Source organism: Rhizobium sp. RAF36 (assembly GCF_052114105.1).
Classification (GTDB): domain Bacteria; phylum Pseudomonadota; class Alphaproteobacteria; order Rhizobiales; family Rhizobiaceae; genus Rhizobium.
Map to the genome: position 1 here is coordinate 19,290 of NZ_JBFREC010000003.1, position 26,612 is coordinate 45,901.

Genomic DNA, 26,612 nt, shown 5'->3' on the forward strand with positions numbered 1-26,612 from the left:
GGTCATTGATGGACGCCTGAGTACTGGAGTGCACGTTCATGGGAGCCTAAAAACGCAATGATCAGGCCATGAACCTGCGCTTCGAAGTTCTCCCGTTCCTGTCTGCATCCATACGGATTTGTAAAGTCACAGGCGTCCACGTTACCGATCCGTATAATCACGGAAAGGAAACCTCAAACTGCGTGTTGCAGGCTCCTTGCGTCCCAATGACGGGCACCACAAGGAGAAGAAGATGAACCACTATCGCTCTCTCAAGGCCGCCATGGCGGCGATGATCGCAGCCGGCGCCATCGGGCTTGCAATGCCGACGTTCGGCCAGGCCGCGGACCAGCAAAACGGCAAGGACGACACTGCCGAATATTCGGAGCTGTCGGGGGCAAAGATCAGCCTCTCCCAGGCTGTCGATGCCGCCGAGAAGAAGTTCGGCGGCAAGGCCGTCAACGCCGCGCTTGATAATGAGCAGGCCAGTGCTGCCTTCGAGGTCGAACTCATGACCGACAAGGGCTCTCAGACGGTCGCGGTCGATGGTGTCAGCGGCGAACCGACCGCCGCGCCCGACCTGCAGGACAACGGCGGCGAAGACGTCAAATAACTCCATTTGAGCGGCTGCGGGCCTTGCGCTCCGCAGTCGCTCTTTCGCTTTATCCTCGGGACCCGCAATGACGCTTCCCCTATTGCCGCTCCTCCTTGAAATTCACTATCGGTGCGCCGAAAGGCGTTGCGGACGGGCTGGTATTGGAACCTGGAGCGAGCGAGCCATCGTTGGCGGGGCTGATGGCCGACGCCAGATTGCTGCCGAGATCCCGGCGGACTCGCCTTCACCCTTGAAGCGTTGTTGAGCGTATGCGCAATCCTTACTGTGCTCTCAACTCTTCGTTCCAGTCTTGTGCATGGGGTCTGAGACGCACGAAGTCACACCCGAGGTGATCGGCAATATTGCGCAGCCTGTCAGCATAGACCTCGCCCTGCGGATCGGCATCTGTCGCTGCAACCAGCATCCGACCGGTGGTGATCGCCTCTATATGGTGCGCAACCGCCGGCGCCCAACCTCCTCCGGTGCTGGCATAGAGCGTGTCGCCCCGTGCTCCTTCGAGAGCGGCCAGGCTCAAGGCATCGATCGCCGCCTCCGTTATGCAGACGCGGGGAGCATTGCGGGCACCGAAGCAGAATAGCGTCTTGGTGCCTCCCGTCGAAAAGCCGCGCCAATCCGGACCGCGTTCCTCCCAACCCGAGACATTGCCGGCATCGTCGTCGTGGCGAAACCATGCACTGGCAAATGGTCCCTGCCGGATCCGGTCGGCCCTGATCGCGCGTCTTAGGATGGGCCCCGGCAATGCTCTCGCCTCAGTCAGGTACCGGAAGCCGGGCGATACCGGTGTCATGAGCGGCCGGTTTTGCCACCGTTCGAGCACCGGCGCGGTGGCAACGGGTCTGTCTGGTGAATGACGCGGTACAAATGACGGCGTGTTTCTCCCGGCCAATTCGCAGATACGCTCGACGGCGGCGGGGAACGAAATCCCTTCAAGAAAACCTGCAAGCGCAAAAACGTCTCCCTTGTGATCCGAGAGCGGATCGAACCAGCCGGCGCCGGCGTGGGTAACGATCAGAATTTCGGGGCTGCGCCGGAATTTACGGGCACGCCGGCTGCTCTCCTTCTCGTCAAGGACAAAACCTGCCTGCAGCAATACCGCCTCGCAGGACACGAGGCCGCGTAATCTCTCGAGCTTGATCCGATCCATGTTTGTCTCCTTTCTCCCCTCCTTTGACTGGGGCTATACCCCTCCCCCGCGCGAAGGCCGTGGCTGCAAGGGCGCGATGACAGGACGTGCGAGAAGGAAAGTATCGGCGCGGCGCAGCTTCCCTTGCGGCCAGTAAGCCGCAAGCGCTACGCAGGTCTCGCCTGCGAGACCGTACGGCGGCAGCGCCGCCAACGAAGATGAAGAGTATCGGAGAAATCAGCATAGCGCCGCCCGCAGGGCGGGATTTCGGTAATTCTCGCCGCGCGGGATCGGGCGAAGGGCAGCCGCAGGAGCCTCAACATAGTGGCCCATAGGGGAGGCGGGATCGACTGCTCCCGATCAGAGCGCTCCTTGCCTACTGAGGCAACGCGATCCTTAAGCAGCGTGTCGAGTTAGCGAGGCTTGATAGATCAAAATTTTTGGCCGAGTTGGCTACGGTCGCGATACCTGACCGAAGCAGAAAATCGCGTCATCCCTTTTTGAAACTGCCGGTCGAGTGACAGGCGATCGTCTCTCGGTCCGACGGAAAGCTGAACCCCTCCCGAAGGCGGTATCGAGGAGTCGACAATTGTGCTATCTATCCAACGTGTGTCGCGAGGGATCGTCTGCCGTCCCGGAAAACCGAGGCGGCGGCCTATAAAGTTCGAAATGCTTCGCGAGTGAGCAACCTGTGCCCCTTAGATGCGGGATCTAGGGGTCTGATCAGCCTGTATATCTCCTGTTAACCAGAAGCGAAGTCGGGGTTTATTTCCGTCATAGCTATTCATTCTTAAAACGGACATCCATCTGATCGCAAAGTCTCGCGCCTGAATTGGCGCCTGACATCGGCAAAAGGGTCAACCGCCTGTATCTCGCGACCGCAACAGTGCGTGAAGCATGGGAGCTGGAGTGAAGGAATGGTGTCGCGCTTTGAGGGTAAGGCTGCGAAGATATCCGCCAGGCGACGTGATGCGCTCGGCGTTTTCGAGAATGCAGGCAGTAACGATCGACGCGCTTTCGGCTCCCATTGCCGCGACTGCATCGTGGAAGGCCGAGTTGCTGATGCCGAGCATTGTGCGGACGATGCTTGATGCAGATGCGAGATCCGACCAGTTTCGAATAGTGCCGCCGGGTCCGTAGGCACCGACCTGTGGGCATGCTTGGAGGACGGCTGCCAGGCTCAGCGGCCTGACTGGGTTATCTTCCGCGCTTTTTCGGTCTTCAACATTTACCGTTGGCGCTGGCCGATCATGGTTGCGGGAGCGTTCAATTTCAAAATGGGATTCTGGATCTGAATCCTGTATGTGGCGCTCACGCTGCGATTCATTGGCGCATATATTCTGTGCTTTTACGTGATTTTCCAATTGGTTGACGATTGCGGTGCGGATGTCTTCAAGCTGTCGCAAGGCGGTCTCAACTTGCATCAGCGTGGCCTGACGCGGCAAGCTGTCAATGACGCTGCGGAACTGCACGTAAAGGGGTGCCCAGTCACCTGGCGCATCTTCGAGCTCGGCTGCCGAGATGAGTTTTGCGATATCGCGTCGGCAAATCGACACGCGCTCCTTGGCGATACGGAGCCGTTCGCGATCCAATTGAATGCGAGCGGCTAACCTCTCGATCTCTTCAGCGCGGGCCAGCAATGGAGCGAGATTGAAGCCGAAAGCCTCGTCGATCTCCCCTCCCCTACCCCGCCGGGCGTAGCGCTTGCCATTGGGGCTGTCCTTCCTGGCGATCAGACCGGCATCGACGAGCATGGCGAGATGCCGCCGCAGGGTTGCCGGGGTCATGCCGCGCGCCCGAATGGAGAGCTGGACATTTGAGGGGAACACCACGAGGGAAGTACTGGTTGACATCTCATCCTCAGGGAGAAACGTCAGGAGCGCATCGAGCACCGTGAGGGCGCGATCGGTTACTTCAAGCTCGCGGCGTGCTTCGCAGACCGATCTGAAAAGCTTCCATTTGTTGCGGCTCTCGCCTTTCGGCAAGGCACTGGCCTTGCGCTGCGTCAGCATCATGGCAAGCGTCATCGGCCGCCGCCCGACAGGCGTCGTCACATATGTCGTATCCATCTTTCTTTCACCTGCGTTGAGGCAAAAGAAATCCGCTCACCAAAATGGCGCCTAGACTCTTGACTGTGATTCGGGGAAATGCGATTCTTGATTTGCTTAAGATCGAGAAGGGCTTCCACGACGGCGACGTTTGGGGGCCTTTTTCTTTTGCGCGGTTCGACCTCTATTGTTTGGGTTGAGTGCTTCGCACGAATTCGCTGTGCAGCGCTTCCATGCGATTATTCAGGAAATCGACGAACTCTGCCGGGACAGCTTTGGTAAAGCTGATCCGTGGGCCGGAACTCGGATAGGACACTGTCGCGAGCACGAAGCCATTGGCCCTGATTTCGCTCGGCGCGGCCTCAGTCTCATTTGCTACCGGTGCCTTGTCCTGCAGGGCCATAGAGGCCACCTGGAAGCGCAGATTGGTGTCTGGCTGGCTGTGATCGGCCAGGCGACCGGAAACGCGCTCTGCAGCGTCCTGGCGAATAGCAAAAGTCTCCGCGAATGCCAGCCAGCGCCGGCGCCCAACTTCTGGTGCAGGGCCGATTGCGAATAGGATAGCTCGCGGAATGGCAGAGGCGATCTTCAGCATTTCTGAAAGGTGGGACTTCTTCGTCGACAACGATGCGCAGATCGTATCGCGGCGATAGCCCGCCTCTTCCTGGGCAAGAGCGAAAACGCATTTCTCGATGAAGCTGAGGTCGTTGCGGTTGGTATTTTCCTCGCCCTGACGGACGATTGCTTCCTCGTCGGGCAACTCACGAAGGATCGCCCTGAACTTGATGCCGAGCGCGGCGGCTGCAGCCAGGCGCCTGCGGCCAAAAACGATCTGGTAGGGCTTGCTGCCATCCTTGAGGGGACGCACGAGACCCGGAACGATCTGGCCGCGCTCCTTGATGGATTCCTTGATGGCTTCGATCGCAGATCCTTCATAGGCACCGTCGAAGCGGTCCGGGATCGCCGATGGCGCTACTTCGGACGGATCGACCTCGATAATATGGTCGCCGTCCTTCAGAAGTTGATCGAGCGCCTCGCCCTTTTCCTGAATCTGGCGAACACCGGCTGCAACCTTCATCAGATGTGGAGACGGGGTTCGGCCCGCAACCGGCGCTACGCTCGGTGCAGGCTGGTCGAGGCCTCCAAGGACGTTCGCGAACATACCACGGGAATCTTTGCGGCTCATTCACGCCCCCATGCTGCCCAGAGCAGCTTTTCGATCTCGCTATTGGCAGCGTTGATCGATTCCATCGCGCGGTCGTAGGTCTTCGGCGCCGAGAACCTGGCACGCTGCACTTCGTAGAGGCTCTGCTTCCAGGTCAGAGCGTCGGCGACGGCTGTGGATTTGGACACCATGTTGAGAAGGAGGTCATCACCGAATACTTGGCGCATCAGTGCCGTCATGTTGGCCTGCGGGTGATCGTTCGCCTCGAATTTGGTGACGAGGAACTTTGCGAAGTCCCACTGCGCCGGGGCACCCATTTCGCTGAGGATCTGCATGTAGGTGGCAGCCAGCTCCAGGAACTTGCCGGTTGAATCGACATCGAGCATGTGAGCCGGAACCGGAATGATGACGCCGGTGGCTGCCGTCAGTGAAGACAGCGTCAGGAAGTTGAGCGACGGTGCTGAATCCATCAGGATAACGTCGTAGTCGTCGGCAACCTGTTCGAGCGCCTGGGAGACCCGCAAGAGGAAACTTGTCCCCCCTGCCCTGCGCATCTCCAGGGCCACGGCGGTTTCGAACTCTGTGAGGTCGAGACCGGCGCAGATGACATCGAAGCCGGTGATGTGGGTCTTGTGGATCAGGTCTTTCGTCGGGCGCTGCTCGGAAAAGCGGATCGCCGCATAAAGCGTGTCGTCTTCGCGCGGATCAAAATCGGGAAGATTGCCGTGCAGGCTTGTCAGCGAGGCCTGCGGATCGAGATCGACCGCAAGCACGCGGTAGCCGCGAAGCGCTAGATAATGGCCGAGATGGATCGTCGTCGAGGTCTTGCTCGACCCGCCCTTGAAATTGGTGACGGCGATGATCTGGCATTCCTCGCCTTCAACGCGGCGCGGGTTCATGTATTTCTTGCGGCCCTTCTCGGCAAGCGTCATGCGCAGCTCGAGAACCTGATCCAGCGAGTACATGCGCCGTCCGTTCTGCGTGACCTCAGGGGTCGGGCCCTTGTCCTTGAGGACGATCTGGCGGATGTAGGCTTCCGACACTTCAAGAAGGGCGGCCGCCTCCGATGAGGAGAACTTGCGCATTTCGCGGCGCGCGTCGGGCGGATATTGCGCCATGCTCAGGTTTTGAAGAGCAAAGTCGAGCTTGCTCGAGAAGCTCTGCATAAAATCGAGACTGCTTAGATGCCGATTCACTGGATTTCCCTCGGTTCGTTCCGGACAATTTAGCGCCGCTTGTGGTTAACGAAGCGTTACACCGGCCGTTGTTTCGCGAAAGAACGATAATTCGCATATTTTCCGTAGTTAGAGAGGTATCGCGATTCGCATGCACCGGCAAATGGCCTCAAGGGGCAATTCATTGATATGATTTTGCTGTCCGACAGAAAGTTCCCCGCGGGGAACTTTCTGGTCGGGTAACGATCAATAGAGATCGTGACAGAGTAGTCTGTCCCAATGCGGCAACGCAGGGGTAACTTGGATACTCTAACTTTGGCCAGCGCCCGTCTTACGACAACCGTTTTGCGGCGGGCGGCCAAAAGTTCCCCGCGGGGAACTTTTCGATCGGACGGCGGGCGCCACATTATCATTTCCCATTGCTGGAGCGCAGGCCGGGTTCTGCGCCACACCGGCCATCCCGAGAAAGGCGCTCCCGCGGGACGTTTCGCTCTTGGTCTTGTAGCCGGGTCTGGCGGAGGGCGTGCTGGGTACTGAGCGTCGGTCCGGGTTACATGGCAACCACGCGGTTTTGGTCAGGCGAGGGGAGACGATGGTTGGAAAAGAGTGCTTCGCGTATCAGCCCCCTCTCCTGCTCGGGGACATTTGCGCGACCCGTCAGCCTTTCGACGGCTTTGGTTTAGTCAAATTCTGAAAAGTTCCCCGCGGGGAACTTATTGAGAGTGCGGGCACCAAGCACGGGGCTTGAGTGCAATCTCTGTCCGGGGGGAGGCTTAATCGATGGCAGTCTTGAGCATCGCGAACGCCGCCGCTGCTCGAGTTGATTGAGACTGGTAAATCTGTCTCCTACAGTCGATGGCACCAAAGTTCCCCGCGGGGAACTTTCAGGATTTCGAGTGGCGGCAAAGCGCTGGATACTGCCCAAGTAGGCAGTCGGTCGAAGTGAGAGGCGCGGATCCGGAGAGGGCGGACACCGTGGTGCGCTTGACGTTCCGGCAGCTTCACTGTTTGGCGCGGCAAAATGCGAGGGCGGATGGACGGAGCCCAAAAGTTCCCCGCGGGGAACTTTTCCAATGCGCTTCAAATTGTGGCATTCGGAATGACGGCGATGCGATCGCCGGGCGCGAACGGATTGCACCGCTTCTTGCGCTCGGTTCACCGGCAGCCTGGGCCGGACAGTGAGGGTAAAGCGTCCAGTTAGAGAATTCCGCTGGCGGGTTTTTCTGCTGGGAGCGAGACGGCCTCGAGGCAGGCCGTAAGCTGCAGCATCGAAGGGTTCGGCACCCACTTTAAAAAGTTCCCCGCGGGGAACTTTTGACACTGACCCTTCCGGCCAGGGCCAATCCCACGGCGATCAGAGTAACCGTGCGGCCAGTCCGGTCTTGCGACGTCCATCATTATAGTAGCTGCCTGCCTGCTGCATCGAACGATGGCGGGACTGGTCCATCGCCTCGAGAAGAGAGACATTGCGCAGCGCAGCCTCCGTTAGGAAGCCCGAGCGCAGGCTGTGAGCGGAATAGTCGCTGGGTTCCAAACCGGCGCTCTCGGCCCGCTGCTTGACGATGGCATTGATCGACTGCGCATCGATTGCCCGCCGGGAGATGTTGCCCCATTGGTCGATTGCGCGGAAGACGCCGCCCTTTTGAATTTTGGCTGCCGCCAACCAGGCATCCAGCGCATCGACTGGCGCTCCGGTGAGAAAGACGATCTCTTCACGGCTGCCATCGCTCGTCTTGGTGCGGCCAAGATCGATCGAGATCGACGGAAGCTTCGTCCCGTCGTCGAGCTCGACGGGATAGCCGGGCAATCTGGTCATAGCGCAATGAAGCGAACTCGCTACGCCGGCGGCCACCCGATCCAAAGGCAACCATGAGCACGGCGCGGTCACGAAGGTCGCGCAGACTTCCGCCGGCACAGGTGGCAATCAGGCGGGCGACAACATCGCCCGTCAACGCCTTCCTGCTTTTACGCTGACGCGGTCGCCCGGCGGCACGCACTGAAGCCGGATCGCCGACTTCAGGGCAGGGGAGGCGAAGACTCCATCTAGGCCGCGCCACTTCGTCAGCGTCGACCAGTGCGCAAGACGGCGCCGAACGGTCGAAGGCGAGTGTGGGCCTGTCACGCGCAGGAAGCCTCCGTCACGCAAATTCAATTCGACATCTGCAGGCATGCCGTGGTTGGGATCGGTCTCGCGCTTCTCCGGCAACCAAAGATGATGGGCAACGAACTTGAGAAGCAAGCTTCGGGTGTGGGCCAGGGCAGGGCGCTTCACGTCGCAGCCAGCGCCCATGCCTGCAGATAGGATAGATCCAATGTGAGAGCCCGCAGGGAGTTTGCGCCCATGCCCTCATTGACCAGATGACGAAGGGTTTCGACGTCCTGGTCGGTCAGCAGCTCTGCTAGCTCATCCCGTCGCTCGATCGGCAGGACCGCGGCGAGTGTGTCGAGGTCGATCGCCCGGCGGCTAACGACATCGGAGGCTGTACAGTCATTCACTGTGTGAGAAAGGGCCGAGAACCGCTACCCCTTCCTTGCGCGCAGCAGCAGACAGCTCGCGGTCCAGCGTTGCGAGGCGAATGCATCGATTGAGGGCACGCGCCAAATACGCAGCATCGTAAGCGCTCAGCGTATAGCTGGCTGCCAACAGAAGAACCGAACTGTCGCCGCCAATCCCGGCGTCGTAGAGCGGCAACCGGCGGACACGCTCCATCAACAAGCGCACCACCCGGCCGGACCCGGCCGCGCCTCTCGGACAAAGTCAAAATGTTACGAATCCCCAACCAGAACAGTGACGGCATCGGGCAGGGCTCCGAATCGAGGCAATGGCTGTCTCCGCTGCTTCAGAATACTCTTCCGGCAAAAGCCAGGCGGCGGCGAGCGAGGCGTAAACGACGAAATGCCATTAGCGGCGTCCTTGTCGCGCCACGATAAGATTTCCTCGTGGGTGGAGACGGCAGCTTTCAGACGCGATGCCCGGACTTCAGCGAGCAGCAATTGTAAGTCGGTAGGCTTGCGTGCACACGTGACATGCGCGACTGGATCGTTGCCGCGTGTGATGTTGAGATCTTCGCCAGCTTCAACACGAACTAGCAGCTCGGAAAGATGGGTCTTAGCCTCAGAGATCGTAACTGTCGTCGTCACTTTGCAACGGAGCCTATTGAGGTTGGTTCCGAGCACTTAAAGTATGCTCGCGTTGCGTGTTGGTCAACAATATGGTGTCATAACCATCGATAAGAGGCACTTATCGATGGTTATAGTCTTAACCGACAATCATACCATGTGAGGAACCGTAATATTCCAATAGCGTTCCTTTACGAAATCATTTACCATGATTTCAATGGCTTACGATCTTGCGAAAATCAGCATGACACCCTTGTTGGAGCCGGCATTTCGGGCCGGTGTCGAACTTGCGCGTCTGGACGAGCGCATCGCCCGTTCGCCGGTCGGCGCCGGCTGGATTGAGCGCACCCATTTCACTGACGCCTGCGCCTCGCTGTGGATCGACGGTGAACTCGTCCATCTCGAAGACCTCGTCCTCCACGACGCCACGAAGGACATTCGCACGCCGACCCATGAGCTGACAATCGCCCGCGACGTCCTGCGCACGCGTCGGCGGATCGCCGGCCAATCCCCGGATTGGGCGCTCTCTTCCGACGGCATCCGCTCTCTGCGGAAAACCCCGGAGATCGGGTCGGGCGGTGAGGACAAGGCGACGACGGCCGATTTTATTTGGCCGACGGCCGCGATCCACTCGGAAGGGGAGGGGGAGGACGACGACGACATCGGAAATCTCCCCGGCGTCGATTATGCCGTCATCGATGCGGTGCTCGCCCGATCGGAGGCTGCGATCGAGAACGCCAAACGATTAGGGCGTGGCGGCGTTCAGGACAAAGATCCGATGATTTACGATCTAGACTGGGACGAGGATTCCAGGTTGGAGGAATGGCGCGTCTTGCTACGGCAGGCTGAGGGCTTGCCGACGATGCTGCAGGCGATCGTCGCCCTCGATGCCTGGAACGAGCTGTCCGCGCTTCAGCACGCGCCATGGCTCGGCCGACTTCTGGCTGCTTCTATCCTGCGGGAAGCCGGCATCACGACTGGCGCCCATCTCGCCGCAATCAATCTCGGCCTCAAAACCATCCCCGTCGATCGGCGCCGGCATAGTGATCGCGAAACCCGGCTGCTTGCCATCGCCCACGGTTTTTTGGCGGTCGCCGAGATCGGCATGAAAGAGCACGACAGGCTGACGCTTGCAAAAACGATGATGGACCGAAAACTGGAGGGGCGACGGACGTCGTCAAAGCTGCCAGAGCTCGTCGAGCTGGTGATGGCGAAGCCATTGGTGTCGGGCGGCATGGTGGCGAAGACCCTTGACGTGACGCCGCAGGCGGCGCGGCGGATTGTTTTGGAGCTGGGTCTGCGGGAGTTGACGGGGAGGGGGAGGTTTCGGGCATGGGGACTTGTTTAACCCCGGCAACCGATCAGCTGACCCGCGGCCTGATCGATGTCGGCACTCGCCGTCAACTCGCACGACGTGGAGGTAATTGCGAGAAATAAAGGTCAGAACATTGTTATCTGACGCCACTTTTGGATAAGAGCGGCCCGACAGAAGAGAGAGGGCATTGCGATGGTGCTGCACAAAGACGAGATTTTGAACGCGCTTGCGGCAACGGCGAACGTGGCCCAGTTCGTTGGGTTTCGACCAAACGGAAAAGGCTCCCTTACACAAAGTTATAGTCGCGTCTCCGGCTTTGATGCCAACCATCTATTATTGAGTGCACGAGAGGCGGTTGATGCGCTATTGGAGCATAGCTCTGATAAGATGGTCAATGTCAGGAGTTATGAACCGAGCAGTCCCCGAAGCAGAGAGTTCGTTTACGGTCTAAAAGACGTGTAAGAGGTTTTGGCGGTTCTTGAGCGATTAGCCGCCCTGGAACTTCATCTCATTGTGAACGAAACAATCGATATACATGATGGCGGAACATCGCTATCAAAGTAAAATCTGGCCCTAGTATTATGCTCGCCAGCTGTAACTGGTTCGATTTATTAGATCCATGAAACAGCACTTTTACAATTGTTGATATTGCACAAGGTCTTTCGAATATTTGTCGCTACGCGGGTCAATGTAAGAAGTTCTACTCTGTCGCTGAGCATTCGCTTTATGTCAGCGAAACAGTCGAAAACTACAAGCGTGAAGCTCTCCTACATGACGCGGCCGAGGCTTTCCTTGGGGACATTACCCGTCCTCTGAAGCAATTGTTGCCCCAGTACAAAGAGATCGAGTCGAATGTCGAGTCTGCTATTTGTAGCCGCTTTCATATTGACTTAAATGCCAAGGCTGAGATTAAGCGAGCAGACCTTCGCGTTCTGGCGGCGGAGCAAGCACAGGTAATGCCCGAAGGCACGGATTGTTGGGTACGGCCGTCGAACATCAGGCCTGCAGATATCGAAGTTAGGTTCCTGTCGCCTGTAGCAAGCCGTGAACGCTTTTTATCGAAATTCTTCGAGCTAACCGGGGCTCCACGAACGCTCCGATTCTAAATAGCGAAACTTACGGGCCTGAAGACAATGATCAAACTTTTCACGAAGGTCGTCGCGTGATAAAACCTCTGCTTTAATCTGCAAAGGCATAGGAAACATCACGAGCCATGTCATCCAAAAGCGACCAGCGGCTCCGTGCGCTGAAACTCCTAGATGCTCGGGGCATGCTCCGGCTAAAAGAGTTCGCTGCCGAAGGTATCGGCCCAGAGACGCTTGCGCGCCTGGTCCGGGAGGAGGCGGTCATCCGCCCGGCACGGGGCCTTTATCAACTCCCAGATGCACAAGTCGAGGCTGCCCATGCGCTCGCTGAGGCGGCAGTTCTGGTTCCAAAGGGTGTGATTTGCCTAACTTCAGCCCTCCAGTACCACGAACTGACGCTGCAAATGCCGTCGGCTGTATGGATGGCGATCAACCGTACCGCCTGGCGGCCCAAGATCGATTATCCGCCTATTCGGTTCGTGCGCTTCACTGGGTGGGCACTGACCGAAGGGGTCGAGCGTCACCGCATCGAAAATGTCGACGTTCCCATCACGGATCCGGCGAGGACAATTGTCGATTGCTTTCGCTACCGGACGAAGATCGGCCTCGACGTCGCGATGGAGGGACTGCGCGAGGGTCTCCGCCGTCGCCGATGCAAACCGGATCAAATCTGGCGTTACGCGCGCAAGGCGCGGGTCTGGTCGATCATGCGTCCTTACGTTGAGGCAATGGTGTCTGATGCCGCGTGAGCCTCGCAACATCGGCGCATCAGTGCGAGCGCGGCTCCTCGATCGGGCACGTGCCGAGCGATCGGATTTCCAGATTCTCCTGACGCGATATGCGCTCGAGCGTCTGCTCTACCGGCTAAGCGCGTCGCCGCACCGCGACCGCTTCATCCTCAAAGGTGCGATGCTCTTCGTGACATGGGTCGCCGATCCGTTTCGGCCCACGCGCGATCTGGATCTGCTTGGCCACGGCAACAGCGACGCCGAGGCAATTGCCGAAACCTTCCGGGCCATTTGTGCGCAGCCGGTCGCCGATGACGGTGTGACGTTTGATGTCGCCGCGCTGATGGCGGCCCCGATCCGTGAGGAGGCGGAATATGGTGGTGTGCGGGTCCGCACAACGGCAACCATCGCCGGGGCGCGTATTCCGATCCAGGTCGACATTGGTTTCGGCGACGCCATTACACCTGCGGCCGTCGAGATCGACTACCCCACCCTGCTGGACGCCCCAACGCCGCGCCTTCGCGCATATCCGGTCGAAACGGTGGTGGCCGAGAAATTCGAAGCGCTCGTAACGCTCGGCGTGGCCAATAGCCGGCTCAAGGATTTCTATGATCTCTGGGTGATCTCCCGAACATTCGAACTTCGCCAGGCTCCCCTTGTCGAGGCAATTCAGCGGACCTTCGAACGACGCGGAACGGTCCTCCCGTCTGTTGTTCCGGTCGGTCTGACCGATGAATTCGCGGAAGCATGGACCGCTCAATGGCGCGCCTTCCTGGACCGGGACCGGATGGCAGCCGCGCCAGATGCTTTCGCCGCTACCGTCGCCGATCTTCGCCTCTTCTTGATGCCGTTGGTCGTCGGATCGAAGGAAGAACGAATTTGGCCGCCGAGCGGGCCGTGGTCGCCGGGGGAAGCAATCAATGAGGCGTAGCGGAACGAGAAAATTTCTCCGTCCCGCATGGTGCGACTGACGAAGAAAGGAGCCGCTGTCGCGGTTGGGGGGAAGTATGGATAAGAAGCACTTTTATCGCGTAGGCAGCCACTCTGGCGCCTGGGACGATCTACCCACTGACCCAGATGAACTGGATTCTCTGACCAATAGTGCTCGAAAGCACATCGAGCCGTGGCTCTCTGCTGTCTTCCAAGCAGAGCACCTCAACCTACTGCTCGGCAGACTCTCTTATCGTCGTCCCTCGCGCCCACGATGGCTTCGACCTGCGGGGGTGTCGGGATAAGGACTTGGTCCCCCACTGACGGAAATGCGACCACGCCACGAGAGAGTTCGTATCTGGTCATTCCCGAAGCGCGGTCGCGCCGAGATGTCAATGTACCCACTGGCGATAACGACATCTTCCGCAGTGGAAATGGAAGATCGATCAGGCCAAAGTCTTTCAGGCAAGAGCGCTTTGGATAAGGAGAGCGTTCGATCCCGATCCAGGTTATGTAGGCGACCGTCGCAACGGCTTCATTTGGGATGATCACATACCCATTGAGACGCGGAAACCCCGCCGGCACTCCGGTATTCAATGCAGAATGACTCTAGCAAGTGGGTTGTGGGAACGCTGCATGATTGCCTACCATCTTATCTTGGGGATCCATTCTCGATAATGTTTTGGCGGTCCGGTTTCCAGTGGGGAATAAGCGCCAGGCAGGCCGATCTTAGGGCTTACTGATCTGATCCTGGGAAAGTTAAGCGTTGAAGCGGTGGACATCGTGCCGCTAAGATAGCCGATGCCTCCGGTCGGTCACCAGACGGCGGATGGTTCTGATGCGACAAGTCCTCGCGTCGTATTCTCTCCGTCACATGCCTAGCCAAGGCGGACAACGCCCCGATGTTGTTCCATAGGCTTTGCCTGTCACCCGCTGAGGCAACAGACGCTAACAGGCCAAATGTCGAGCTCGGCCACCAAGTTCTTTGACCCGCCTACGAAACTCCTTCCTGCCAAGCTTGGTAGACGGTCCTGATTCTGGGATGAAAACCCAGACTGCGGGCGAGGGACGTATCGACATGCAGATACCAGGGATTTGAGAGAGGCTCGCTACTTGAGTCCAAGCGCTTCCCCACCATGCCCGCAAGTTCATAGATTGAGGAGGGCGTCTCGTCGGCCAAGTTCACGATGCGCCGATCGAATACACCCTTCAGCGCTAGCGTGACTGCCTGGGCGATGTCACGATGGTGGATCGTGCTCATGCGCTGGGCCGGATGCCAGGTGCTGACGTGGTTGGGAAGAGATTGAAGATGTCCGTCACCGTCGCCATAGACGAAGGGGAAGCGGAGGATGGACCAGTTCAACCCGCTTTCGCGCAGTTCCTTTTCTGAGGCGACCTTGCTTGCGGGATAGGCGTGCTGAGGATCGACCGGGTCGTCCTCTCTTCCCGGATGCGGATTGTCCTTATTGTAGACATGGCTGGTGCTAGACATGATGAACCGCGCGTCGGGAGCGTGGGTCTTCACAGCAGCGATCAAGTTGCGTGTCCCATCGAGGTTGCTCTTCCAGATGAGATCGGTGTCTTGTGTGCGAAACACGGCGGCGAGGTGCACGATAGCGGAAATCCCTTGGACGGCGTTCGTCAGGGTCGAAGGGTCGCGAATATCGCCCGTCACGGCTTCTGTTCCTTCAGGGCAGTCCTTGCCCGCGCGGAGCAGGATGCGGCAAGTATAGCCGGCCTCCACCAGCCTCGGCAGAAGGCGCTCGCCAACGAGCCCGGTGGCTCCGGTGATCAATACGGTCATTTACTCAATCCTTTCGCAACAGGGTCTGCAGTCGTTCGGTCGCAGATTTGAGGACACGGATGGTCGTGGCCAGGTCGGCCTCGTCGATCCCGCCGAAGGCGGCGTCGTGAATGACAGAAAGATCAGGAATTCTGCGCCACAGCGCCTCACCTGTGGCTGTCAGCTTCAGTAGACGTTGACGCTGATCGCCTCCATCCGCGGTCTGCGCGACCAAATCCTTGCGGACGAGTGTGGCAATAATCCCGCTCAAGGTCGCGCGTTCAAGTTCAAGTGCGCGGCCGAGGTCTCGTTGGACGGACGGGCCGTTGTTGACGAGATACCAGAGGACATACCATTGCGTGGATCCCAGATCGAAAGGCCGCAGACGCTCGTCCATGAGGGCTCGGCCCGCGAAGTAACACCGCTTCGTCCATGCGCCGACAGAGAGATTTTTGGTGTCCGCATGTTCGCTCATGTTAGAGACCCGTGAATTCGTTCGCTACCAAACCAAAATCGCAAGGTAGCAAACGAATGTCAAGTCTTAGGCGATCGGTTACGGATTGGGGAATGTCGGATTGCTGGATCGGAAGCTGAGCGGTCGCGCTCGGCCACGACAGCGGCTTTATGGGCAAGCGCTATCGCCACCGCTTCACATGGTCGACGAGTGCACGCAGTTTCGGAGCGAGATTGCGGCGGCTGGGGTAGTAGAGAAAGAAGCCGGCAAAGGGTGGGCAATAGTCCTGAAGGAGAGGGACCAGTTGACCGGATGCGACATAGCGTTTGAACGTGTCTTCCATACCGAAGGTGATGCCACCGCCGGCACAGGCTGTGCGGATCATAAGCCACATGTCATTGGTGGTGATCTGCGGGTCGACAGCCACGTCGAACTCACGTCCATTCTGCCCGAACTCCCAGCGATAGGGCGCACTGTGTGGCGCTGGGCGCCAGCCGATACAACGATGGGCCGAAAGTTCCGAAGGATGCTCAGGCTTGCCGAAACGCTCGATGTAGGAAGGCGCGGCGAAGGCGCCCTGGCGCTGATCGCCCGAGACGGGGACGCCAATCATGTCCTGATCGATGACTTCGCCGAGCCGCACCCCAGCGTCATAGCCTTCCGCGACGATGTCGAATTCCTCGTCCGTTACAGTTACGTCAACCTGAACTGCTGGAAAGGCATCCGCGAAACACGCCAGTAGCGGCCCGGAGATGAACTGCTCGGCGATGGATGACACCGCCAGCTTCAACAGTCCGCTCGGTGCGCTGTCGCGGTCCGCCGTCGCGTCAAGGGCCATTCCGACTTCGGAAATTGCCGGCGCCACGCGCTGATATAGTCGTTCGCCCGCCTCTGTGAGACCCACGCTGCGTGTCGTGCGCTGCACCAGGGCGACGCCCAGCCGATCTTCGAGACGGCGGATGGTCTGGCTGACCGCTGGCCGGGTGACGCCCAAATTCTCCGCGGCAATGCGAAAGCTCCGCGCTTCGGCGACCGCCAAGAAAACAGAAATGCCGTTCAGATCGATTGCCATTGGTTAGTAAATATTACCAGCTTGGTCACTATTGAGCAAGTTGTCCCATCTTATCGATACGCCTACCTTTGTCTCACTAACAGGAGACAGCCAACATGACGCTTGATCACTACAGACTTCTTGGAAGGTCGGGTTTGCGCGTTTCGCCATTGAGCCTTGGAACGATGACCTTCGGTTCCGAGTGGGGATGGGGTGCGGACGGCGATGAGGCCCGCCGCATCTTCGATCTCTATGTCGATCGCGGCGGTAACTTCGTCGATACATCGGTGAACTACACCAATGGAGGCGCTGAACGTTTGCTAGGAACCTTTATCGGCGACAAGCGCGAGCGGATCGTTCTTGCGACGAAATTTACGATGGCACGCGACCCGGCCAACCCGAACTCAGGCGGTAACCACCGCCTGAACATGGTGCGCTCCGTTGAGCAGAGCTTGAAGCAACTCGCCACGGATCGCATCGACCTCCTTTATCTGCATGCGTGGGACATGACGACCCGGCCGGATGAGGTCATGCGAGGGCTCGACGACCTCATTCGGTCCGGAAAAGTGCTCTATCTCGGCATTTGCAACACCCCTGGATGGCGCGTTACGCAAATGCAGACGCTCGCCGACATTCGCGGCTGGTCGCCTTTCGTGGCGCTGCAGATCGAATACAGCCTCGTGGAACGGACGGTCGAGCACGAGCTTATACCGGCGGCTGAGGCTCTGGGCCTTGGGGTGCTTCCGTGGTCACCGCTCGGCGGTGGCGTCCTCACAGGCAAATATTCCCTTGCCGACGTAGAAGATTCACGAGAGGCGGCTGTGTCCGCCAGCCGCAAGGGTGTCATAGCGTCGTCCGGTCACCTGAACGAGCGCGCAATCGAAATCGCGGACGAGGTTCGAGCCGTCGCCGAGCAGGCCAACTCCACACCATCGCAAGTGGCGCTTGCGTGGACGCTGGCCAATCCGACGGTCGTCTCCCCCATCATCGGCGCCCGCACGTTCGCTCAGGCCGAAGACAATCTTGGAGCTCTGGATCTGCTGCTGACGCCGGAACAACTGGATCGTTTAAACCGGATCAGCGCCCCGAGCCCCGTCTTTCCCGCTCGCTTCACGCAACGTCCCCTCGTCCAGCAACTGATCTTCGGCAACGCTGCGGTCGAACGCCGCGGCTGACCCTTCAGACGATGTGGGGCCTGTCGACGGTGCATGATCTTCATGCCAGTCGATAGGTCCCAACAAACCGTCAGCAACAGGAAAGGACCGATATCATGACCCTCCCGAGGTACCACCATATCGCCCGCGCGAGCCGAACAGCTCTGATTGCACTGGGATTGCTGTCGCTCGCCCTGCCGGGCGCAGCCTTCGCCGACACCGCGGCAACGCAGGTTACGGACAGTGCCGCGATCGAGCAACGGAACAAAGCGATCGTGGAAGCCGCCTTCGAAAAGTGGCGTGGAGGCACCTATGTCTTCGCGGAACTTCTCGCTCCCGATGTCGTCTGGACGATCCATGGTTCCGGACCGGTCGCTGGCACCTATCTTAACCAGAAGGACTTCATCGAACAGGCATCGCGTCCTCTGACCAGCCGGCTCGCGACCCCGATCGCGCCGGAGGTGCACAACATCTTCGCCGACGGCGACACGGTCATTATCCGCTTCGACGGAACAGCGACCACGATGTCGGGCGCACCTTATCGCAACCAGTTCGTCTGGATACTCAAAATGAAGGACGGCCTCGTCGTCAATGCGGAGGCCTTTCTGGACCTTGTTGCCTATCAGCAGGTCGTCGACAACAACGCCCCGCGGTCCCAATGACCGACGCCCGCGGTTCGGCAGATGTGCGTCTGCCGAACCGCACCAAGCATCCATGCGCGATCGCCTCCAAACCGAGAACCTTAGTGGAGCCAGACCATGCGACAGGCATTTGCTGCACTCATCACGGCCACCCTTTCTATCCAACCCGCAGAAGCACAGGAGACCAATTTGCATCCGAACCATCCTTATGCCGGCATGTGGGTCACCGACGACAACCGGGTTCGCCATGAACTTCTGCCGAACGGACGCTATGTCGAGGCCCGCGGCCAGCGCGAGCGGGCCTATCAAGGCCGCTACGAAGTCGACGGGACGCATATCGAATACTGGGACGACACGGGCTTTACTGCCGACGGCGATTTCGTCGATGCCAACACACTGCACCATGGCGGCATGATCTTGCGACGTCAGCAAGCGACGCCTTAACATACCAGTTGACAGGGGCGGTGCCCACTCAGCGCCGCCCTGTCATCGCGACCTGTCCACCTCTCGGAGGAGGTCGATGAAGGCTCGTAGCGGTGACGGCACGTGCCGGCTGCGAGGGCAATAGAGTGCCAAGCCGGGTGTAGGCGGACACCAGTCATCGAGCACAGTCACCAATTGGCCAGATTTGAGCAAAGATCGGGCAAAGTATTCAGGTACATATGCGATACCGCGCCCGTCCACCGCCGCCTGGACGAGAAGATCGCTGTCATCGAGCGTGAGATTGCCGGGCACATCGACCGCAATTTCGGCACCTCGTTTTGAGAACTCCCAGCGATAGCGTTTGCCGCTCGGCAGACGCTGGCGAATACAGCAATGCGCATTGAGGTCGTCAGGTGTCTGCAGTCCGGCTTTGCCCTTGAGATAGAACGGCGCCGCCACGGCGATGAAGCGAACGTCGCCTGCAAACTTTACCGAGACCATATCTTTGGGAACAGCTTCCAGCAGTCGGACGCCCGCGTCGAAACCCTGTTCCACGATATCGACGAGCCGACCTTCAGACACGAGATCAAGTTCGACGTCGGGATAAAGATCGAGAAATCGTGGGACGACGTCAGCAAGCAGGATGCGGGCACCGCTCTTGTTCGCATTGATGCGTAGTGCTCCGCTTGGGGTACCGCGCTCCTCCGAGAGCGTATCGAGCGCGTGGTCAAGATCCTGAAGAACGGGATCGAGGCGTGCAAGCAGGCGAGCGCCAGCCTGGGTCAGCGACACGCTGCGTGTCGTCCGATTGAAGAGGCGGACGTCCAGTTTTGCTTCTAATCCGATGATCGTGTGGCTGAGGGCGGAGCGCGAAACACCCATGACATCGGCCGCCCTGCGGAAGCTCTGATGATTGGCCACCGCGGCAAAGGCGGCAAGGTCGTTCAAGCTGGGGCGTACCATTCGTGAATTATCCTCACCACGTTATCCCAAATTGAAGATCTTACAGCACCAATCCTCCGGATCTACATTTGCAGATGAACAATGAGGAAAATTACATGACAAGAACATGGTTCATCACTGGCGCTTCCTCCGGGCTCGGTCTTGAGATGACGCAGCAGTTACTCGCCCAAGGGGACACCGTCATCGCCACGCTCCGCCGCCCAGGAACGCTGACGCAGCTTGAGCAGAAATATCGCGAGCGCCTGGATACCGTTCAGCTTGATCTGGTCGAGCCGGAGAGCATTGTCTCGGCCGTCGAACGAGCCTTTGAGCGGCATGGCCGCATAGACGTGATCGTCAGCAACGCGGGCTATGGCCTGTTCGGTGCTGCGGAGGAGCTGACGAATGAAGAGATCGACCGGCAGATCGCCACAAATCTCACGGGGTCCATTCATCTGATCCGCGCAGCAATGTCTCATCTTCGCCGGCAAGGCGGTGGACGGATCGTTCAAGTCTCGTCCGAAGGCGGGCAGATCGCCTATCCGGGCTTCAGCCTCTATCACGCGACCAAGTGGGGCATCGAGGGGTTCCTCGAATCCGTGGCACAGGAAGTGGCGCCTTTCGGCATCGACGTCATCATCGCCGAGCCCGGGCCGACGGGCACAAATTTCGGAGCGAATCTCGTTCAGGCCATACCGTTGGATGCCTACGCTGAAACGCCGGCTGGCGCCGTTCGCCGGGCGATCAGCGACGGAAGCTTCGAGATCAAAGGGGATGCGGTGCGCGCCGTGTCCGCAATGATCTCAGCCGCCGAGAGCGAGGAGCCACCGCTGCGGCTGACGCTAGGCAGCACGGCCTATTCCTCTATCTCAAAGGCGCTTTCTGCACGCCTGTCCGCCCTTGAGGCACAGAGAGACGTGGCAGATTCCGCCGACAGGCAGGATCTTTGAACCGCAGCGGTCCGGAACCAAGGACTTCGAGAACAGGAAAGAAGATAACATGACCATTCGTCTAGCTATATTGGCTCTCGCCCTTACTGTCTCGGCTTCTGCTTTTGCCCAGACAGCCGCTGAAAACCAGGTTGTAGGCACTTGGCGCATGGTATCGGCAACCATCGATTCCGGCGGAAAAAACATCGCCGCCTATGGAGAAAAGCCCAATGGCCTTCTCGTGTTCACACCCGACATGCACTTTGTAGAGGTTCTGACCGACGCCGACGTCCCGCGCTTTGCTTCCAATGCACGAGGTGAGGGGACTGACGATGAAAATCGCAATGCGATGTCACACAGCATCGGGTTCTTCGGCACTTACACCGTCGATGAGACGGGCGAATTCAGCGGAAATCGTGTCGAGGGATCGACATTTCCGAACTGGGTCGGCAGCGTACGAACACGCGATGATCTGAGGATGGTTGTTGACGGCGACCGGATGACCGAACAGTTCCGCAGGCCGGAAGGCACTGAAATTAAGATTGAATGGCAGCGGGTGGGCGCGTCCTCACCACCCAGCTCTATTTTCCCGGCGAGGCGAGGAATACCAGAGACAGGTTGTTTGACGAGGCGCTTCTCCTCGACATCAAGCAAACCGGTGACGGAGGGTTCGGGCGGTTTGATTTCGTAGTTTGACGAAGATGGCATCTCAGCGGGCGCCCCGCTTTACCGACCTGCAGGATGTCATTGAGCCGTTCGGGCGATTGCGAACGCCGCCGCTTCACGGCGTTGCATCCAAGGGTATGGGATCCCCTTCCGGCGCGGGTTCTGGTGCGTCGTCAGGCTTGCCGTCTTCGTTTTCCAACCCGAGTTGTTGGAGGATAATTTCCTTGATTTGCTGTTCGATCGCCTCTCGATCCTTCTGGCTCATTGCAGCCAGCTTGTCTTCATTAAGCTCGCGATCTTTCAGGAAGAAATAGCGGATGCGTTCGGCTGGAGTCATCTTGGACACCTTCAGGAACTCGTCACCCGCATTGGGTTTCTCGTCTTTACTGAGAGCGGCGCGGTTAGGCTTTTGGTCCAACACAACGCCGTTGCTCTCCATCGACCACAGCGCGTCCGCAAGCTTCGAGCCATATCGGGGATCAAGCGAGACAGACGGGAGATTTCCATTTCCTTTTCCTTGCTGTGCTTCACGGACGGTGTCTTGCCCGGGCAAGCGTGATGCCGACTGCAAGAGCAGGGGAATCCGGGAGTTGCCTGTAACGATCATCGTGTTGATTCCCTTGGTTACTCCTGCCTCTGAACATCGCATCGTCGGCTTGCTCAGGGCTGATCGCGTACCGACGAATTCCATACCAGATAAGGTCTCTTCGGCCGATTGTGGTTATCAAGTGTGGCCGCGCCTTGATGCCTTCTGGACCCTTTCGGCACCAGTCAAGACGCGATGCGAGGGCCAGCGGACGTCGGGAAGGCCGACGTCCGAATAAGGTGGAGGATTACGCGTTGAAGCCGGCGTCTACACTTAGAACGGCGCCGGTAATCAGACTGGCCGCAGGACCAGCCAGGAAAGCAACTGCACTGGCGACTTCACGGGGTTCGCCGAAGCGGCCAAGTGAGGTGAGGCTCCGCTGATAGTCAGCATTCTCCCCATTGGCGGGGTTCATTTCCGTGTCAGTTGAACCCGGGAGAACCAGATTGACGGTGATGCCTTGAGGTCCAAGTTCGCGCGAAAGCCCCCGCGTGAAGGACAGAAGTGCCGACTTCGACATCGCGTAAGCCGTTACACCTGGGAAGGGGACGCGCTCTGCCAGGGAGGAGCCGAGAGAGATGATCCGGCCACCGGATGAAAGATGTGGGATTGCCGCCTGTGCGAACAGGACGGGCACGCGAACGTTGACATCAAGCATGGCCTGCAGGTCGGCGAGGGGAAGATCCGCAGTCATGCCGGCAGTTCCGATGCCCGCACTGTTGACCAGGATATCAAGCCCTCCGAGTGCATCGACCGTATGGCTGACGGCGCGCCGAATGGCGTTCGGGTCGGCACTGTCGGCTTGAATGGCCAGCCCGCGCCGGCCCTTTTCCTCGATAGTCTTGACCACCGATGCAGCCCTATCGGCCGAGCGATGATACGTGAAGGCGACGTCGGCGCCATTCTCGGCAAGCGCAAAAGCGATCGCGGTCCCATTCCGCGTGAGCCGCCGTTCACCAAGGCCCGTTTTCCAAGCAGTTCCATGAGCTTTCCCGAGAGTATACGAGAACCTTTGGCGTTGCGCCCAAACAGGATGCTCTGAGCCAACAGCGCCTCCACAACGAATATGCCAGCCGCGCCGTACAGTCCGCGTAATCCCGTCAAGAAAAAGAGTCGACCATAGCCGTAAGCCTACTTCCCGGCGCAATCGCTCATTCCAACCAGGTAACCAATGTACATTACAAAGAGATTTCGACTGGATGGCTCTATAACAACTAGGTCTTCGGTTCACATCCCCTCAAGGCGGCCGCTTTGTAACACTCAATAGGCGCGCGATACGCAAAGAGATTCCTATTCGGCGGCCGCCGATCGCTTCGAAGCAATCCGTCCATCCTGCAAAGCCTCACGCTCGGCGAAGACGCGGGTAACCTCGGCCATGTTGTCTGTGCCCCATGAGCAGAGCGGCACAAGGGCTTCGGCCAGGCTCCTACCCAACGGGGTGAGACTGTAGTCGACCCTTGGTGGAATCTCTTTGTAGTCGGTCCGCTTCACGAGACCGTCCGCCTCCAACTCCTTGAGCTGCTGGATCAGCATCTTGTCACTGACGTCGCGCACGGCTCGCCGTAGCGCGCCGTATCGGGTTGGGCCGCCCTGGGCGACGAAGTACAGGATCAGCGGTTTCCACTTGCCCGCAATAACACGCAACGTCGCGTCTAGGCCGCAAGTAAACCCGGCCAGCGTTGGGGTGCAGGTTTTAGCCGCTGGCATAGCCTGCGTTGACGACGAGTTGAAGTGTGACTGATCTGATACCATTTCTACGTACTTACCAAAAGGTGCATACTTGTCAATGAGTGTGCGGGCCGCCAGCTTAGTCTGATCTCAGTGAAGGAGCACATCATGAACAGACTACAGGGTAAGACGGCAGTGATAACGGGCGGCGGAAGCGGCATCGGTTTCGGAGCCGCCAAGCGGTTCATCGAAGAGGGCGCTTTTGTCTACATATTCGGCCGCCGCCAGGAAACACTCGACACCGCCGTAGCGCAACTCGGGTCCTCGGCACGCGCCGTCCAAGGGTCAGTGACCGACCTTTCCGACCTCAACCGGCTGTATGAGACGGTCAAGAGCGAGCGCGGCGGGCTGGATGTTCTCCTCGCCAATGCCGGGACCGGGTCGTTCGCGCCGCTCGGCGGAATTACGCCTGAGCACTACGACCAGATCTTCGATCTCAACGTGAAGGGCACGGTGTTCACGGTGCAGAAGGCCCTGCCGCTGATGTCGGAGGGGGCGTCGATCATCTTGACGGGTTCAAGCACGGGGGTGATGGGGACGCCGGCCTTCAGCATCTACAGCGCAACGAAGGCGGCGGTCCGAAACCTCGCACGCGGCTGGGCGCTGGACTTACGCGGCACAGGCATCCGCGTCAACGTCATGTCGCCGGGGCCGATCACAACAGAGTTGGCATTGGAAGTCTTAGGTGATGAAGGGATGAACGCAATCGGGGCTACGACAGTGCTCGGGCGCATGGGCGAGCCCTCCGAGACCGGAGCGGTGGCTGCGTTTCTCGCATCTTCGGATTCAAGCTTCATGACTGGCGGCGAAGTCTTCGTCGATGGAGGTCTGGCGCAAGTCTAATCGGTAGTAGATGTGTCGGCGGCGTCGCAGGTTGGAAATTGCGGCCTGCGGCGTCGATTTGCTCTCAAGCTTGTAAATTAGGTGGTCGATGGCACCGGACGAACGTTGATGAGAGCGGTCGAGCCTCATCGATCACCGTTCACGCATACTCTGAGCGTTTCGCTGTCATCGCCAACATCATGTCCGCCGCTGCATGTCAGCACCCTAGCGCCGTTCAGCTAATGGGGTCGCTGTTTTCAAATCCTTTCAAGAGGAAACGCAAAAATTTATATCTTCAGGCAGGGCAGGGGCTCACAATCGCTCCGTGCGCCGTCGTCGCAGACCATCAAGTGCCCGGACGCTCCAGGCCGTCCTCAACGACGATCGAGTCGAGTGCTTTCCTAAGGGTGGCGACGCCCGCTGCACCGTTTAGCTTCGCGAACTCCTGTTGCGCTGCGTTCCAGAGAGGCGATGCCTTGTCATGCAGGGCATCGCCCTCGCGGGTCAGCTTGATGATCCGATAGCGGCCATCGGTGGGCGACGGCTTCATCGTCACGAAACCGTCCCTCTCCAGCGTGCCGACCATCTTCCCCATCGCCGTGCGTTCGACGTCGAGCCGCTCGGCCGTCCGTTATTCCTGAACCTGATGAAGGCCAGCATCTCCAGGATGACCGGTCTCGTCGATAACATCATGGATCTTGCACGCGCGCGCCTTGGCGGAGGCATCTCACTGGAGATGAAGGAAACCGATTTGGTCGAGACGGTCATTCGCGGTTCGCTCACTCACTGGGGGTCTACAAAATCGCAAAGCGGATGCTTGCGGTCATTGAGCCTGATGGAGCAGCAGGGAATTGGTCTCCAAAAGCCGAGGCGAGCCTTGCGGCGGCCCTTTTGCATGACGTCGGCCACGACATGTTCAGCCACGCCTTCGAAACAGCGATGGACTTCTTCCTCTCCCGCAATCAGCTTGAAGGCGATTCCGCTATCGCGTTTCAGGCGGCGGTCGATCATGAGAAAGTCGGACAGAAAATCATCATGGACTCGTCGGTGAGCGAGGCGTTGACCAAATTTGGGGGTCAGCAATTCCCCTCGATGGTCCGGGACATCATCAAGAAAACGGATGAAAACTGCATTTACACATCCGTCGTTTCAAGCCAGCTCGATGCCGACAGGCTCGATTACGCAAAACGCGACGCTTACTTTGCCGGCGTTTCCTCAGGTGGCATAGACCTGGATTGGCTGTTACGGAATTTCAGAGTTGGGGAAAATGGAAACGCCCGTTTTCTTTACGTCGACAGCAAGGCTTACATTTCCCTTGAGCAGTTCACAGTAACCCTCTTCCAACTCTACCCCACCATTTATCTTCATAAGAAGACCAGGGGGCTCGAGTACATGTTCGCATTACTGCTGAGCAGGGTGTTCGAACTCATCGCTGCTGGTGATATCTCAAGTGCTGGATTGACCGAAGACCACCCGCTTGTGAGGTTTTTCCGAAATCCGGGAAACCTAGAGAACGCCCGTCTCCTCGACGACACGCTGTTCTGGGGCTCACTCTATCAGTTCCGGGAAGCGCCGGATCCGTCGGTAAGCGATGTAGCCACCCGAATTTCTGATCGCAACATTTTCCCGATGATAGATGTCTGGAAAATTGCCGACGAAGTCACGGCGCTGCGATCGACCAAATTGGACCTTGCGGCGCCCGAGCGCGTAGAGCGCATCGGCGCCATTTGTGACGCGGTAGCGAAAGAGATCCAGGAAGATCCTGCAATCTGGAGCAGTGACTGCTACTATGACAATGCAGGCCGCCAGATCTATAAACCGAAGGGTATCCGCGGTGGCCATCCGCAACAGATCAACGTCGGCGTCGAAGGACAGGTTCTCGACATTGCTTCCATCTCACCGATTGTCGCAAGCGCAGCATCCTTCAAAATCCATAGGATCTATTACGACGATCGCAAATTCGAGCGCGTGGACGCGCTAAAAAGATCCATCCGAGATCTCGTCACTGCGCGTTTGACGGAAATGGAAAGCTAGAAGTCGGGCTGCATTTGAAGATTGGCAATTTAATTCGAGGCAGCGCATCCCCTCACCACACCTTGAAAACTAGCTAATTCGGCCCTATACTAGGGGCTGAATTAGCGAGGTTAGA

At 58.7% G+C, this 26,612-nt stretch carries 22 protein-coding genes and 5 pseudogenes; 12 read left to right on the plus strand and 15 right to left on the minus strand.

Annotated elements, in window-relative coordinates:
* The first annotated feature begins 232 nt into the window (after window positions 1-232).
* The gene (locus AB4Z25_RS11350) at window positions 233-592 is read left to right on the plus strand and encodes a PepSY domain-containing protein (protein WP_112445765.1); all 360 of its coding nucleotides are present in this window, start codon (window positions 233-235) and stop codon (window positions 590-592) included.
* 262 nt (window positions 593-854) lie between these two features.
* On the opposite strand, the gene AB4Z25_RS11355 is transcribed toward AB4Z25_RS11350, so the two are convergent.
* The 7 genes and pseudogenes from AB4Z25_RS11355 to AB4Z25_RS11385 form a co-directional block, all read right to left on the minus strand.
* Window positions 855-1,739, minus strand: coding sequence for a DUF3991 and toprim domain-containing protein (locus AB4Z25_RS11355; protein WP_112445763.1), 885 nt, complete (start codon window positions 1,737-1,739; stop codon window positions 855-857).
* Between the two features lie 836 nt (window positions 1,740-2,575).
* Window positions 2,576-3,787 (minus strand): plasmid replication protein RepC, encoded by a 1,212-nt coding sequence (repC, locus tag AB4Z25_RS11360; protein WP_112390702.1) that lies wholly within the window; start codon window positions 3,785-3,787, stop codon window positions 2,576-2,578.
* A gap of 163 nt (window positions 3,788-3,950) precedes the next feature.
* Window positions 3,951-4,952, minus strand: a complete 1,002-nt coding sequence (gene repB, locus AB4Z25_RS11365; RefSeq protein WP_112390703.1) for a plasmid partitioning protein RepB — start codon at window positions 4,950-4,952, stop codon at window positions 3,951-3,953.
* Window positions 4,949-6,127, minus strand: coding sequence for a plasmid partitioning protein RepA (gene repA / locus AB4Z25_RS11370; RefSeq protein WP_112390704.1), 1,179 nt, complete (start codon window positions 6,125-6,127; stop codon window positions 4,949-4,951). Before repA ends, repB begins: the two co-directional genes overlap by 4 nt.
* Window positions 6,128-7,460: 1,333 nt before the next feature.
* Window positions 7,461-8,602, minus strand: a pseudogene (locus AB4Z25_RS11375) (tyrosine-type recombinase/integrase).
* Window positions 8,595-8,819 (minus strand): hypothetical protein, encoded by a 225-nt coding sequence (locus tag AB4Z25_RS11380; protein ID WP_442208011.1) that lies wholly within the window; start codon window positions 8,817-8,819, stop codon window positions 8,595-8,597. Before AB4Z25_RS11380 ends, AB4Z25_RS11375 begins: the two are co-directional and overlap by 8 nt.
* A gap of 53 nt (window positions 8,820-8,872) precedes the next feature.
* Window positions 8,873-9,283, minus strand: coding sequence for a type II toxin-antitoxin system Phd/YefM family antitoxin (locus AB4Z25_RS11385; protein WP_442208012.1), 411 nt, complete (start codon window positions 9,281-9,283; stop codon window positions 8,873-8,875).
* 151 nt (window positions 9,284-9,434) lie between these two features.
* Between AB4Z25_RS11385 and AB4Z25_RS11390 the strand changes: the two genes are divergently transcribed.
* The 3 genes from AB4Z25_RS11390 to AB4Z25_RS11400 all read left to right on the plus strand — a co-directional run bounded on the left by AB4Z25_RS11390 (window position 9,435) and on the right by AB4Z25_RS11400 (window position 13,285).
* The gene (locus AB4Z25_RS11390; RefSeq protein ID WP_442208013.1) at window positions 9,435-10,574 is read left to right on the plus strand and encodes an RHE_PE00001 family protein; all 1,140 of its coding nucleotides are present in this window, start codon (window positions 9,435-9,437) and stop codon (window positions 10,572-10,574) included.
* Between the two features lie 1,180 nt (window positions 10,575-11,754).
* Window positions 11,755-12,375 (plus strand): type IV toxin-antitoxin system AbiEi family antitoxin domain-containing protein, encoded by a 621-nt coding sequence (locus AB4Z25_RS11395; RefSeq protein ID WP_112390705.1) that lies wholly within the window; start codon window positions 11,755-11,757, stop codon window positions 12,373-12,375.
* The gene (locus tag AB4Z25_RS11400) at window positions 12,365-13,285 is read left to right on the plus strand and encodes a nucleotidyl transferase AbiEii/AbiGii toxin family protein (RefSeq protein WP_162698774.1); all 921 of its coding nucleotides are present in this window, start codon (window positions 12,365-12,367) and stop codon (window positions 13,283-13,285) included. The genes AB4Z25_RS11395 and AB4Z25_RS11400 overlap by 11 nt, the downstream gene beginning before the upstream one ends.
* Window positions 13,286-14,278: 993 nt before the next feature.
* On the opposite strand, the gene AB4Z25_RS11405 is transcribed toward AB4Z25_RS11400, so the two are convergent.
* The 3 genes from AB4Z25_RS11405 to AB4Z25_RS11415 form a co-directional block, all read right to left on the minus strand.
* On the minus strand, window positions 14,279-15,088 hold the full coding sequence (locus AB4Z25_RS11405; RefSeq protein ID WP_112390707.1) for an NAD-dependent epimerase/dehydratase family protein: 810 nt from the start codon (window positions 15,086-15,088) through the stop codon (window positions 14,279-14,281).
* A 4-nt stretch (window positions 15,089-15,092) separates the two neighbouring features.
* Window positions 15,093-15,542 carry a MarR family transcriptional regulator gene (locus tag AB4Z25_RS11410; RefSeq protein ID WP_112390708.1) on the minus strand — a complete coding sequence of 150 codons (450 nt, stop codon included), beginning with the start codon at window positions 15,540-15,542 and terminating at the stop codon, window positions 15,093-15,095.
* 160 nt (window positions 15,543-15,702) lie between these two features.
* A complete protein-coding gene (locus AB4Z25_RS11415) occupies window positions 15,703-16,593 on the minus strand; it encodes a LysR family transcriptional regulator (RefSeq protein ID WP_112539113.1) in 891 nt (296 codons plus the stop codon).
* A gap of 95 nt (window positions 16,594-16,688) precedes the next feature.
* Here AB4Z25_RS11415 and AB4Z25_RS11420 point away from each other — a divergent pair, with 95 nt between their 5' ends.
* From AB4Z25_RS11420 to AB4Z25_RS11430, 3 genes are all read left to right on the plus strand, one after another.
* Window positions 16,689-17,747 carry an aldo/keto reductase gene (locus AB4Z25_RS11420; RefSeq protein WP_112539114.1) on the plus strand — a complete coding sequence of 353 codons (1,059 nt, stop codon included), beginning with the start codon at window positions 16,689-16,691 and terminating at the stop codon, window positions 17,745-17,747.
* A gap of 95 nt (window positions 17,748-17,842) precedes the next feature.
* Window positions 17,843-18,388 carry a nuclear transport factor 2 family protein gene (locus AB4Z25_RS11425; RefSeq protein WP_112445830.1) on the plus strand — a complete coding sequence of 182 codons (546 nt, stop codon included), beginning with the start codon at window positions 17,843-17,845 and terminating at the stop codon, window positions 18,386-18,388.
* 96 nt (window positions 18,389-18,484) lie between these two features.
* The gene (locus AB4Z25_RS11430; RefSeq protein WP_112390182.1) at window positions 18,485-18,811 is read left to right on the plus strand and encodes an Atu4866 domain-containing protein; all 327 of its coding nucleotides are present in this window, start codon (window positions 18,485-18,487) and stop codon (window positions 18,809-18,811) included.
* A gap of 42 nt (window positions 18,812-18,853) precedes the next feature.
* Here AB4Z25_RS11430 and AB4Z25_RS11435 read toward each other — a convergent pair whose 3' ends face one another.
* Window positions 18,854-19,753 (minus strand): LysR family transcriptional regulator, encoded by a 900-nt coding sequence (locus AB4Z25_RS11435; RefSeq protein ID WP_442208014.1) that lies wholly within the window; start codon window positions 19,751-19,753, stop codon window positions 18,854-18,856.
* A gap of 95 nt (window positions 19,754-19,848) precedes the next feature.
* Between AB4Z25_RS11435 and AB4Z25_RS11440 the strand changes: the two genes are divergently transcribed.
* The 3 genes and pseudogenes from AB4Z25_RS11440 to AB4Z25_RS11450 form a co-directional block, all read left to right on the plus strand.
* Complete coding sequence (locus AB4Z25_RS11440; RefSeq protein ID WP_112539140.1) at window positions 19,849-20,682, plus strand: SDR family oxidoreductase; 834 nt, start codon at window positions 19,849-19,851, stop codon at window positions 20,680-20,682.
* A gap of 49 nt (window positions 20,683-20,731) precedes the next feature.
* Window positions 20,732-21,118: pseudogene (locus AB4Z25_RS11445) on the plus strand (lipocalin-like domain-containing protein); the annotation flags it as partial.
* Between the two features lie 98 nt (window positions 21,119-21,216).
* Window positions 21,217-21,357 (plus strand): annotated as a pseudogene (locus AB4Z25_RS11450) (intradiol ring-cleavage dioxygenase); the annotation flags it as partial.
* 85 nt (window positions 21,358-21,442) lie between these two features.
* Here the strand turns inward: AB4Z25_RS11450 and AB4Z25_RS11455 are convergent.
* The 3 genes and pseudogenes from AB4Z25_RS11455 to AB4Z25_RS11465 all read right to left on the minus strand — a co-directional run bounded on the left by AB4Z25_RS11455 (window position 21,443) and on the right by AB4Z25_RS11465 (window position 23,620).
* Complete coding sequence (locus tag AB4Z25_RS11455; protein ID WP_162698775.1) at window positions 21,443-22,018, minus strand: hypothetical protein; 576 nt, start codon at window positions 22,016-22,018, stop codon at window positions 21,443-21,445.
* A gap of 142 nt (window positions 22,019-22,160) precedes the next feature.
* Window positions 22,161-22,897 (minus strand): annotated as a pseudogene (locus AB4Z25_RS11460) (SDR family NAD(P)-dependent oxidoreductase).
* Between the two features lie 306 nt (window positions 22,898-23,203).
* The gene (locus AB4Z25_RS11465; protein ID WP_112390177.1) at window positions 23,204-23,620 is read right to left on the minus strand and encodes a winged helix-turn-helix transcriptional regulator; all 417 of its coding nucleotides are present in this window, start codon (window positions 23,618-23,620) and stop codon (window positions 23,204-23,206) included.
* 129 nt (window positions 23,621-23,749) lie between these two features.
* On the opposite strand from AB4Z25_RS11465, the gene AB4Z25_RS11470 reads away from it, so the two are divergent.
* Window positions 23,750-24,484 (plus strand): SDR family oxidoreductase, encoded by a 735-nt coding sequence (locus AB4Z25_RS11470; protein WP_112539118.1) that lies wholly within the window; start codon window positions 23,750-23,752, stop codon window positions 24,482-24,484.
* Window positions 24,485-24,809: 325 nt separating this feature from the next.
* On the opposite strand, the gene AB4Z25_RS11475 is transcribed toward AB4Z25_RS11470, so the two are convergent.
* Entirely contained in the window at window positions 24,810-25,058 is a 249-nt protein-coding gene (locus tag AB4Z25_RS11475; RefSeq protein WP_112390175.1) for a MarR family winged helix-turn-helix transcriptional regulator, read from the minus strand.
* Window positions 25,059-25,246: 188 nt separating this feature from the next.
* On the opposite strand from AB4Z25_RS11475, the pseudogene AB4Z25_RS11480 reads away from it, so the two are divergent.
* Window positions 25,247-26,497 (plus strand): annotated as a pseudogene (locus AB4Z25_RS11480) (HD domain-containing protein); the annotation flags it as partial.
* Window positions 26,498-26,612: the final 115 nt, after the last annotated feature.